The sequence below is a fragment of the Psychrobacter sp. 5A.1 genome, assembly GCF_030407455.1.
Lineage (GTDB): Bacteria > Pseudomonadota > Gammaproteobacteria > Pseudomonadales > Moraxellaceae > Psychrobacter.
Genome location: NZ_JASDDJ010000002.1, coordinates 106,471 through 117,914, shown reverse-complemented (window position 1 = coordinate 117,914; position 11,444 = coordinate 106,471). Strand labels below are relative to the sequence as shown.

General features: G+C 43.0%; 9 protein-coding genes. 5 read left to right on the top strand and 4 right to left on the bottom strand.

What is annotated here, in order from left to right; translation table 11 throughout:
* The 3 genes from QL982_RS00915 to QL982_RS00905 all read left to right on the top strand — a co-directional run.
* Positions 1–598 (top strand): prepilin-type N-terminal cleavage/methylation domain-containing protein (locus QL982_RS00915; protein ID WP_290190121.1); only part of this gene is annotated, 598 nt, incomplete at its 5' end.
* A 63-nt stretch (positions 599–661) separates the two neighbouring features.
* Entirely contained in the window at positions 662–1,417 is a 756-nt protein-coding gene (locus QL982_RS00910; protein WP_290190120.1) for a hypothetical protein, read from the top strand.
* Between the two features lie 50 nt (positions 1,418–1,467).
* Positions 1,468–1,641, top strand: a complete 174-nt coding sequence (locus tag QL982_RS00905; protein WP_290164626.1) for a hypothetical protein — start codon at positions 1,468–1,470, stop codon at positions 1,639–1,641.
* Between the two features lie 141 nt (positions 1,642–1,782).
* Here the strand turns inward: QL982_RS00905 and fdxA are convergent, their stop codons facing one another.
* Complete coding sequence (fdxA, locus tag QL982_RS00900) at positions 1,783–2,106, bottom strand: ferredoxin FdxA (RefSeq protein WP_057758216.1); 324 nt, start codon at positions 2,104–2,106, stop codon at positions 1,783–1,785.
* Positions 2,107–2,198: 92 nt separating this feature from the next.
* On the bottom strand, positions 2,199–5,303 hold the full coding sequence (gene mutS, locus QL982_RS00895; RefSeq protein WP_290164624.1) for a DNA mismatch repair protein MutS: 3,105 nt from the start codon (positions 5,301–5,303) through the stop codon (positions 2,199–2,201).
* A 444-nt stretch (positions 5,304–5,747) separates the two neighbouring features.
* On the opposite strand from mutS, the gene secA reads away from it, so the two are divergent.
* Together secA and QL982_RS00885 are read left to right on the top strand one after the other, a co-directional pair.
* A complete protein-coding gene (gene secA / locus QL982_RS00890) occupies positions 5,748–8,546 on the top strand; it encodes a preprotein translocase subunit SecA (RefSeq protein ID WP_290164622.1) in 2,799 nt (932 codons plus the stop codon).
* 203 nt (positions 8,547–8,749) lie between these two features.
* A complete protein-coding gene (locus QL982_RS00885; protein WP_290190119.1) occupies positions 8,750–9,283 on the top strand; it encodes a hypothetical protein in 534 nt (177 codons plus the stop codon).
* Positions 9,284–9,408: 125 nt separating this feature from the next.
* Here QL982_RS00885 and QL982_RS00880 read toward each other — a convergent pair whose 3' ends face one another.
* Both QL982_RS00880 and QL982_RS00875 read right to left on the bottom strand, forming a co-directional pair.
* On the bottom strand, positions 9,409–9,975 hold the full coding sequence (locus QL982_RS00880; RefSeq protein ID WP_290164619.1) for a DUF2382 domain-containing protein: 567 nt from the start codon (positions 9,973–9,975) through the stop codon (positions 9,409–9,411).
* Between the two features lie 219 nt (positions 9,976–10,194).
* Positions 10,195–11,043 carry a PRC and DUF2382 domain-containing protein gene (locus tag QL982_RS00875; RefSeq protein ID WP_290164617.1) on the bottom strand — a complete coding sequence of 283 codons (849 nt, stop codon included), beginning with the start codon at positions 11,041–11,043 and terminating at the stop codon, positions 10,195–10,197.
* Between the last annotated feature and the right edge of the window lie 401 nt (positions 11,044–11,444).

The window sequence follows — 11,444 nt, the reverse complement described above, 5'->3', positions numbered from 1 at the left end:
TCAAGCCATTTATGTGAGACGAGTGACCTTAAAGAATGGTATCCCTTTAACCCTCATTGTCGCCAAAGAGACCAATCTGCCTACAGCCAGAAACGTCAGTTTCGCTCAGCAACATACCATCACTTTGTATAAAGGAAGTACTATGAAAGCGACTACTCAAAAAGGTTTTACCTTAATCGAATTAATGATCGTTATTGCTATCATCGGTATTTTAGCTGCGATCGCTATTCCACAGTATGGTAACTATACATCACGTACTCGAGCTGCCGCTGCCGCTGCCGCTGCAGAGCTTGCTTCGATAAAATTAGCGGTCAATGAATGTGTCGCTCTTACTAATGCGATTGTAGGTTGTAGCGCTGGTACTAATACTATTCCAGCTATTACAGATTTCACTACTACTTTAAATGTTACGGCATTAACCTCGGTGACAGATGGTGTTATCACTGCAACTACTGGTGCAACTGATACTGCAGGTACGGCTTTAACTTACATTAATACACCTACTATAGCCAATGCTTCTAGTATGGTTTGGACCAATACGGGTACAGTCTGTAACTCTACCCGTGGATTCAAGCCAAGTACTGGAAATTGTCCATAATTTTATATTTAGATATCTTAATAAAAAAGGCCAAACTATATAAAAGTGTTCTGGAATAACAACATGTCTATCATACATTTAAAACAACATTCTAGACTGGCATTGACCGGTTACCACTTATTGTATTCTGTAGTCCTTAGCATCATGATCGCTGCTATCATTTATTTCATTTGGTATCCTAATCATCTTTATCAAGCGACTGGTGTTTTGATTACAGCGTTAATGATGGTTGCTCTTAATTTAATCGTCGCACCGCTATTGACCTTCATCATCTATAAAGACAATAAACAAGAGCTTGCTCGTGATTTGTTAGTAGTATTGGTGCTACAGATAGCGGCATTGAGCTATGGATTATATATTGTCGAGGCTGGTCGGCCAAATTATTTAGTATTTGCAGTGAATGATTTTGAGGTAGTGAGCTCCTTTGATAACGAATGGGCTCGAAAGAGCCTCAGTACAGAGCTGAATGCAGTAGAGTCCTTAGGGTTATTTGAGAAACCCAAATTTGTTTATTCTGTTGGCTCAGATGAGAAGAAGACTAAAATAATTGAAAAACCTAAAGAGTTTTTTATGAGAGTGCCTACTATCTATAGAACCGATAGCTATCAGGAGATTGCAACGGCAGCTAATGTAATCCAGAGCAAAGCTAGACCGTTAAATATATTAACTAATAATAATAATGCTCAAAAAGTACAAGACCTATTGCGTCATTATCCTGATGCAAATGGCTGGCTACCACTAAAAGCAACGGTACTTGATATGGTAGTATTAACAGATAGCAAGGGTATAGTTCTTGATATTGTGGATTTGCGACCTTGATAAGTAGGACGCCTTATTTAAGTTTTTTATAGATAATTGTAAGGATAATCATGAAATATGTTGTCGGTGCTATGATGATTAGTGCTCTTATTTTTTTTCTTATTGCTTTGTTTGTAAATGGTATTGGTGTTATACCTTCTCAAAGTATATTGAAATATGGTTGGGTTGCTTGGGGCGTACTAATGTTATTATGCTACCCTTTAGCTAAAAAAATCATGGTTTAAGCTGTGGAATATCGTTTATACACCGATAAAAAAGTAATAGCCTTTGAAGCTATATGAATCTCAAAAAATGAGTAATAAAAAACCATTTAACGTTATCGTACCGTTAAATGGTTTTAGTATCTAAAAATGTATTATTATCAACTACTTCTCTAAATACTGAATCTTACCTTCCACGCCATCCCATTTTTCAGCTTCTGGCATTTGCCCTTTCATTTCTGTAATATTTGGCCATTTTTGCGCCAACTCTTCATTGAGCTGAGTGAACATCTCTTGCCCTTTTGGCACTTCATCTTCTGAGAAGATGGCATTTGCCGGACATTCAGGCTCGCATAGCGCGCAGTCGATGCACTCATCAGGATCGATGACGAGGAAGTTTGGGCCTTCATAAAAGCAGTCCACAGGACAGACTTCTACACAGTCGGTGTATTTGCAAAGGATGCAGTTATCTGTAACGACAAAGGTCATAGTGATGTCTACCTGTTATTGGCTTAGGGCTAAATAGAATAGATTAAAATAAAGCGTATTTTAACGCCTTTACGACTAATTGACAATTCCCTTTAATGACTAATGATTTTCTTTAGATGATACAGTAAGTCATGTGCTTGCTTGGGTGTCAGGCTATCAGGGTCGATAGCACTTAACTCGTCTTGCAAGCTAAATAGCTGATTTTGTTTTGGATTATCTATGATGCTTGGTGCTTGAGTGATATGAGTCGCCAGTTGCTCTAGAGTAGCATCATTATAAGCCACTTGTCGTTTATCCTTTACTGACTTAGCTAAGTCATTTTTATCATCAGTGGTTTTTACGTTATCTGCTTGTAGATTGTCTAACTTTAAATTATCTATTAAATAACGTTTGGCATCATTCAGCACTTGAGTGGGAATACCAGCCATTTTCGCTACATGTAGCCCAAAGCTAGAGCTTGCTGCACCGTCGCGGATCTGATGGAGTAGTAGTACCTGGCCATCGATTTCACTGGCGGCGACATGGACGTTGCGAATACTAGCATGATGAGTTTCGCTACTCTCTACTAAATCTTCTGCCAATTGCGTCAGTTCAAAATAATGAGTGGCAAATAACGTCAGGCAGCCAATCTCGACTAGGCGATTGACACAGGCGTGGGCAATGGCCAGACCGTCAGTGGTGGCTGTGCCGCGTCCGACTTCGTCCATTAATACGAGCGATTTATTCGTTGCTTGGTTTAAGATGTTGGCTGTCTCAATCATCTCTACCATAAAGGTAGATTTACCACCCGCCAAATCATCAGCTGAGCCGATACGGGTAAAAATGCGATCAATATCACCAATATGAGCATGCTCAGCTGGCACAAAGCTCCCGCAATGAGCGAGCAGAACAATCAGTGCGGTTTGGCGCATATAGGTGGATTTTCCACCCATGTTAGGACCAGTAATAAGAAGCAGCCTTTCTGGATTCTCAGTGCTACCTAACGCACAGTCATTGGCAACAAAGTGGTTTGTACTTAATGAATTGCCATTCCGATTAGTCGCGTTCGTTTGATTTAATGCCGCTTCAACCACAACATGGCGACCTTGTTCAATATTGATGCTGGTTTGATTGTTATCGTTCACACTATTTTCAGCATCATTATTCATTACTGGACGCTGCCAATTATAATCCAAAGCGAGCTGCGCCCAATTACTCAATACGTCTATCTGCGCGATGGCGGCGCTAAGCTGTTGCAGTTTGGCTAAATGACTGCTCAAGACGGTTAATAGCTCTTGATACAACTGTTTTTCCCGAGTTAATGCCAAAGACTGTGCGCTTAGATATTCGGTTTCGACCTCTTTTAGCTCATCAGTGATAAAGCGCTCACTGCTTTTGAGCGTCTGCCGACGGATAAAATGTGCGGGTGCATTTTTCGCCTGCATTTTGGGCAGCTCAAAATAAAACCCACTGACTTTATTAAAGCCAACTTTCAGACTGGGCAGCTGGTTGTCCTGACGGGCGCGCTCTACCATTTCGTCCAATGTCATTTGGATGTTGTCATGGAGGTGAGTGAGGCGATCAAACTCTTCATCGTAGCCTGCTGCCAACATGCCACCATCACGAATATGGGCAGGTGGCTCTATGATGATGGCTTGCTCAATCAGCTCGGCGACGGATTGAACAGCAGGTAGTTGAGCTGGCAATTGCTGCATAAGCATCGGTAGTAGGCCAGCGTCTTCATGACTGATACCTGATACTGTCAATAGAGTAGTCAGCTGGGCGCTACTGGCAATACCATCGGCCAGTTTGCGTAAGTCACGAGGTTTGGCGCTCATGAGACCGATACGGCTACTGATTCGCTCAATATCGCCAATGGTATTCAGCGTTTCGCGTAAGTTTGTCACCAGTGAGCTATCTTTTGAGCTTTGAGCAGATTGGGTTGAATGACCCTCTGTATTCAATAGAGATGCTATCGCGTCCAAACGCATATTGATACGTGAATGCTGACGAAGTGGACGTTTCATTTGCTGCACGAGCAGTCGCTTGCCCATCGGAGTTTGACAGTGGTTCAGCACGGATATTAATGACGTTCCGTTGCTACTCACAGGGGTAAATAGCTCAAGGTTCTGCTGGCTATTGGCATCGATAATTAAGTAATCATCATTGTATTCGACGATGAGTTGATTGACTTGTGGCACATGGCGTTGCTGGGTTTGCCGCGCATAGTGAATCAGCGCGGCACAGCTAGATTGGCTCAGTGGTGCATCGTTAATACCGAGACCATCGAGACGTTGAACCCCAAACTGCTGGCATAAGGTCGAGCTGGCATGCTCAGGATGAAAATCATTGGCAGCGACTTCTATAATAGGACAGTCCAGATTTTGTCGTAACCACAGTAGCCATTCTGCATCAGTACCGCCATTACTATCGCTGAGTGCTTCGCTAACGATACATTCACTGGGCGCAAAGCGTGCCAAGACGGTGAGCATCTGGGTTCGTAGACCTTCAATATCGTCACTATATGCACTGAGTGTTTGAGTGGTCAACGTTCCAGCGGCCAGATCCATTTGGCTAATGGCTGCTTGTAGAGGCTGTTTGTTATTGCTATTAGGTTTTAAGGTAGAAACCGCTATATCGATGGCCACTACGGTCGGCGTATGATTTGGTGCAATCAAGGCATCATCTGTAATCGTCCCTGCTGTAAGCGTTTTGACCACTTCGCGGCGCATGATGCTACCAGCGGCCGATTTACTTTTGTCTTTCTTTTGCTTATCACCCATTGTAGGGGTACTGGGTTTGCTACTTATACTATCAGAGGTTGATTCGTCAATTTGCTCACAGACCACGACTGTCTGCCCAGCAGCGATTAATCGTGCCATATAGCTATCGGCAGCATGGAACGGCACACCTGCCATGGCAATCGTGTTGCCCGCTTTATCCGTACCACGGCGAGTGAGCGTGATGTCCAATATTTGCGCCGCCCGCTTGGCATCATCAAAAAACAGCTCATAAAAATCACCCATCCGGTACAGTAGCAGTGCTTGTGGATAGTTGGCTTTCATGGTTAGATACTGCACCATCATTGGCGTATGATCTGATAAATGGTAGACAGTCTCGCCTACGTTTAAACAATCAGATGTCTCTGGTCTTGATAAAGACGTGTCTGATGAAGTAGGAGTCGATGGGTGATTTTGAACGGACGGCTTTACGGTCATGCAGAGTCTCTTATAGGCTTAAATGAAATAGGGCTTAAATGAATGGTTTAAGTGAATTGAAGACACGGCCTAGGTATCAGATAAAAAAGTAAATGAGCAAAACATCGGATGATAATGTCGTAGGGTTTTGGTTGAATGATACCAAAAGGCCTTCACTAATAATGCGTCATCACGAGCGAATCAAACTATAACAAATCTAAAAAATATAAGGGTATAAGTGCCATTTTAACACGTCCTGTGGTGCTTTTACGTCGGCAAATATCTACTAGCTGCCCTTGTATCCATCAGCGTCATAACCATATATAATGACGGCACACTTAATTGGGCAATACTTCATTAGGCGATACTTCATTAGATAGTACTTAGTCGGGTGATGACAAGGCAATGAGCTAAGCCTTGGCTAATGCGCACTAATTATCGAATATTTCCATAGGTCAAAAAATTATGTTATCAAAGATTATAGGCAATGTCGTTGGCACCAAAAATGACCGCGAATTAAAGCGAATGCGTAAAGTGGTCAGCAAAATCAACGCAAGAGAGGCTGAAATACAAGCCCTGTCTGATGAGCAACTACAACAAAAAACTGAAGAGTTTAAAGCACGTCATCAAAAAGGCGAAAGCTTAGATGCGTTATTGCCAGAGGCATTTGCCGTCTGCCGCGAAGCATCATTACGTGTCAATGGTATGCGTCACTACGATGTGCAGCTGATAGGTGGTATCACCTTGCACGAAGGCAAAATCGCTGAGATGAAAACCGGTGAAGGTAAAACCCTGATGGGCACCTTGGCCATGTACCTAAACGCTATCAGTGGTAAAGGTGTGCATCTGGTCACGGTCAATGATTACTTGGCCGCGCGTGATGCTGAATTGAACCGTCCGTTGTTCGGATTTTTGGGCATGACGGTTGGCGTTATTTATTCGCAGCAGCCACCACAAGAAAAAATCGCCGCTTACCAAGCCGATATTACTTATGGTACCAATAACGAATACGGTTTTGATTACCTACGCGATAACATGGTGTTTAAGCTGGAAGAGAAAAAACAGCGTTCGCTGAATTTTTGTATTATCGATGAAATTGACTCGATCTTAATTGATGAGGCTCGTACACCGCTCATTATCTCAGGTCAGGCTGAAGATTCATCACGCATGTACGCGCTGATTAATACCATTATTCCTGTGCTCATCCGTTCAAAGGACGAAGAAGCAAACAAGAATAACGAAGAAGAAGATTTCTGGATTGATGAGAAAAACCGCCAGATTGAGATTAGCGAAAAAGGCTATGAAAAAATCGAGCGCTTCTTAATCGAAGTCGGTGAACTTGGTGAAAATGAAAGCTTATATAGCCCAAGTCGCTTGCCATTATTGGCTCACGTTCAAGCTGCCATTCGTGCGCATCATGTGTTTGTCAAAAACGTCCACTATATCGTGGATGAAGGCGAAGTGGTTATCGTTGATGAAAATACGGGTCGTACCATGCCAGGTCGCCGCTGGTCAGAAGGCTTGCATCAAGCAGTAGAAGCCAAAGAAAACGTTGAGATTCAAGCAGAAAACCAAACACTTGCAACGACGACATTCCAGAACTATTTCCGTCTGTATGACAAACTGTCTGGCATGACGGGTACTGCTGATACCGAAGCGGCGGAGTTCAAATCTACTTACGATTTAGATGTCATTGTCATTCCAACGCATGAGCCAATTGCTCGTATTGATATGGATGACCAGATTTTCTTAACCAAGTTAGGCAAATACAAAGGCATTATTCGCGAAATTAAAGAAATTCAAGCCAAAGGTGCGCCAGTACTGGTTGGTACGGCGACGATTGAGGCCAGTGAAGAATTGTCTTACTTGCTCGATCAAGAAGGCGTCAAGCACAATGTCCTAAACGCCAAACAGCATGAGCGTGAAGCAGAGATTATCGCACAGGCAGGTAGCCCAAAATCGGTCACGATTGCGACCAATATGGCAGGTCGTGGTACCGATATTATCCTTGGTGGTAACTGGCAGTCATTTATTGAAGATATTGATTCGGTTAGTCCAGAAGAAATGCAACGTCTAAAAGCCCAGTGGCAAATCAAGCATGATCAAGTTGTGGCAGCTGGTGGTTTACATATCATTGGTTCTGAGCGTCATGAATCACGCCGTATCGATAATCAGCTACGTGGTCGTGCTGGTCGTCAGGGTGACCCTGGTATGTCGCGCTTCTTCTTGTCATTAGAAGATGATCTCATGCGTATCTTCGCAGGCGATCGCGTGGTCAATATGATGCGTGCGATGGGTCTCAAAGAAGATGAAGCCATCGAACATAAAATGGTATCCAAATCAATTGAAAACGCGCAAGGTAAAGTTGAGAGTCGCGATTTTGATGCTCGTAAGAACTTGCTTAAATATGATGATGTTGCCAATGAGCAGCGTAAAGTCATCTATGGTCAGCGTGATGATTTATTGGCAGAGATGGATTTACTCGACGCTCTTGAAGTGATGCATCGTGAAGTCTATAACGCGATGGTCAGTCAGTTTATTCCACCAGGATCTATCGATGACCAATGGAATGTCGATGGCCTAGAAGATGAGCTTGAAGATGAGTTTAAGATATCAATGCCAATTAATGATTGGCTTGATGCAGACCGCCGCCTAGATGAAGAAGGGCTGCGTGAAAAAATTATCCAAACCGCGTTAGAGCGTTATCATGGTCGTCGTGAGCAGATGGGTGAAAAAGACGCAGCTCAGCTTGAGCGTCACTTTATGCTACAGAGTTTGGACAAGCACTGGAAAGAACACCTAACGCAGATGGATCAGCTGCGTAAAGGCATTCATCTACGTGGTTATGCACAGAAAAACCCTGAGCAGGAATACAAACGCGAGTCGTTTGAGTTGTTCCAAATGATGCTTGGTGCCATCAAGTCTGAGACAGTACAAGACTTATCACGTGTTCATATTCCAACCAAAGAAGAGCTAGAGGCGTTGGAAGTTCAGCAACGTGAGAACGCTGCACATATGCAAATGCAGTTTGAACATGATGACGTGGACAACTTAGACAGCAATGCGAATAATTCTGCTGCTCAGCCGCAACCACAAAACCGCAGCCTTAGTGGCGGTGCAGCAGCTGGTGTCAGTGCTGCTATAGCGGGTAGCGGCAGTAATGCCAATGAGCCAAACCCATATGCAGGTATGAATATCAGTCGCAATGCACCTTGCCCTTGTGGGTCAGGTCTTAAGTACAAGCAGTGTCATGGTAAAATCTAGTCATTAGCATCTGCAAGTTGAGACCTATAGATTAGGGCGTGTCACCATTTTCAAAATAAGGACACGCCTTAACAAATAAGAAGCCCTTATCTAAAGCAGATAGGGGCTTTTTTTACCCACCAGACCCCTTATTTACAAATTCGGCATAGGCGTGAAATTATGGACACGCTATAGTATTTAACATATTTATTTGGGAGAGTGTCATGAGTGTAGAGTTCTTAAAAAATGTACGCAGCTCAGTTGTATTGACGAGTTTGCTGGCTGGTGCCTTGACGATCAGTGCGTGTCAGCAACAGTCAGAGCCAGAGTCAGGAATGGAAGATGGTGTCCATGCTGAAGAGACTGTACCAATGTCAGCTGAGCCGGCTGAACATATCGCTGTCGTCGTGGATACTGCAGATGCGTCACTCAATGAAGTAGAAGGCGATACCACCGCTTCAGTGAATAGCAGCGTCACGCAGATGTCATATCTGTGTACACCTGAGCTAAAAGTCGATGCCACTTATAAAGACGATGCCAACCAAGTAGTTGTCGCAACTGATATGGGTACAGTGACATTGAATCAAACCAATGAAGGCAGTAACCCTGAAGTGTTCGAAGTCGCGACAGCCATTGATGGTGGTCAAGGCTTTACTCAATGGCGCGTAGGGCACGAAGCACGTGACACGGGCGTCATGCGTACCGCTGGTGCAGATGAGTCAAATGTTAATACATACGAGTGTAGCAAAGCTTCGTAGCTGGTCTGCAATACTTGGTAAATGATAAGCATAAAAAAAGCAACGCTAAGCTAGCGTTGCTTTTTTATTTTTCAGAATAATCTTTATCAATAATACAGGTTCCATAGTGGGCTAGCTATAAGTCATTACTTTAACTGAGCCGTGTCAGAACTGTGTGCCAACAGACCTTCTTCAGTGACATCTAACTCTTCATGCTTGAGCTCTACTTGAATGCTATCAGTATGTACATGGGTGCTTTTGTTAATTTCGATGTCTTGAATAGCGTAGGTGTCTTTGGTAATGGTAGCCACTTGGCGAGATAGCACAATATCAATCGGTTCATCGCCAATCTCTACCTGTTTACCATTGATTGTCACCACGGCTTTGCTATCTAACGATGGCTCAACGTGGCGCAATATGTCTTTTCCATCATAATCACCAGAGAGCAGATCTTGGCTTTCTGCATCATGATATTCAGTACGAATGGTGATATATTCTTCTATCAGCTCAATAGGTACATCGACAGTTTTGGTGCGGGAATGTTTGGTAACGGTGACTTTGCCTACGTCTAAGCGTTCTTTGTTAATTACAGGACGTTCTTCTAATAGCTCTAAATGTCCGACATTGACGGTATTGTGTGCCTGTTCAGTTGAGACGTTCTGTTCTTTATCCAAGTTATCTTGGTAAAGGCTGTTTCCATTTTTAGGCGTCATTGTTATTCCTTTATAGTTGTAAAACGAGGGATTTTCAGCGATTCAAAACATTATGTATTAGGGTCTGTTGAACATTCAATCATGCTACGAATACAAAAAAGACCAGAGACATGCTCTGGTCTTAAGGTGCTAAATAAACACATTTAGCGACTTATTGATATCACATTTAGCTGACGATATAGCGAAACTTATGTCGTCAAAACATGATGTATCAGCGTATTACATGCCACGAGCACGGCGTACATCTTCTGCAGTAATACCATCACGGTCTACTAAATTACCTTCACGGTCAACCACATTACCATCACCATCGACATCCAATTCTTCCCGTTGAATACTCTCAATCAAGGTTTCAGTATGATGGTCAGTCGTTTTACCAACACTGACTTCTTCAGAGACATAAGTGTCTTTGCTCACGCGGGCACGTTCGGCCTCTAGTTCAACTTCGACGGTGTCATTGGCATCGAGATCTCCAATACGGCGATCTGTTAGACGATCGACACTGGTGCGTTGAATGTCAGCATGCTCTTCTTCTAAGTCCACGTTGATATTACGCTCTTCAGTGACGACATGCTTGCCGACTTTTACCAGTCCGGCTACGATACGATCTTTATTCACCGTCAAACGCTCTTCTAATAGCTCTAGCGTATTTGGTGCATCATAAGAATGATCTGCAATATCTACGCGATCTTCAACAGGAAGCGTGTCGGCAGTAAACGCTTGGCGATCTCTTTCGTACTGCTCTTTGTAGCTGTATTGATAGTCATGATCGTACACTTCCATGGCTTCCACTTGAGATTTGGTCAAGCTGTCAAAGAAAACATCGTCACCAACGATACGTGCCAAACCTGCTGGTACCAATACTTCTTTAGAGCTGAACCAACCGCCTGCATCAACAATCAAATAACGAATACGGCCCGTAGTGTCTTCTACCAGTGCCCCTTCAATTTTACCGATTTTTTCTTCATTGATGCCATAAGCAGTTTTGTGCGTTGGATCATAGTAATCATCACCAATTAAATCTTGATGAGTGGCTTGAATGTCTTTTAAACGGATTAGTTGACTCATTGTTATATTCCTTTTTTGCGAGTTTGTGTTTTTATAAGATGATGGTTAATGTTGTTATTAATTTTTTAGTAAAACCATTTATGTTAGGGTCTGTTGAACATTCAAGTATTAGAGCTGCTGATTGCTAAAATTGCACCAAACTAGGCGCAAGCCGACGATAATGTCGAGACCTTAGCTAGGTTTGTAACAACGTTTGGGGTGATTTTAGCATCAGCCTTTCAGGGCAGTACTCTTTTTTGCCAATATATGGCGAAATTGTCTAACCTAGAATAACTAGGCGTCGAAAATTTCACTGCATATTGTCTAAAAAATGGTGACTGCCAGCACCACATTTGAATGTTCAACAGACCCTAAATACAGATCAAAGTTAATAACGAGTTGGATAAGCAGTTCCCGTATCA

Excerpts from the sequence above, each read along its gene's own strand:
- QL982_RS00910 (WP_290190120.1), top strand. The coding sequence starts at position 662 with ATGTCTATCATACATTTAAAACAACATTCTAGACTGGCATTGACCGGT.
- QL982_RS00905 (WP_290164626.1), top strand. The coding sequence starts at position 1,468 with ATGAAATATGTTGTCGGTGCTATGATGATTAGTGCTCTTATTTTTTTT.
- fdxA (WP_057758216.1), bottom strand. The coding sequence starts at position 2,106 with ATGACCTTTGTCGTTACAGATAACTGCATCCTTTGCAAATACACCGAC.
- mutS (WP_290164624.1), bottom strand. The coding sequence starts at position 5,303 with ATGACCGTAAAGCCGTCCGTTCAAAATCACCCATCGACTCCTACTTCA.
- secA (WP_290164622.1), top strand. The coding sequence starts at position 5,748 with ATGTTATCAAAGATTATAGGCAATGTCGTTGGCACCAAAAATGACCGC.
- QL982_RS00885 (WP_290190119.1), top strand. The coding sequence starts at position 8,750 with ATGAGTGTAGAGTTCTTAAAAAATGTACGCAGCTCAGTTGTATTGACG.
- QL982_RS00880 (WP_290164619.1), bottom strand. The coding sequence starts at position 9,975 with ATGACGCCTAAAAATGGAAACAGCCTTTACCAAGATAACTTGGATAAA.
- QL982_RS00875 (WP_290164617.1), bottom strand. The coding sequence starts at position 11,043 with ATGAGTCAACTAATCCGTTTAAAAGACATTCAAGCCACTCATCAAGAT.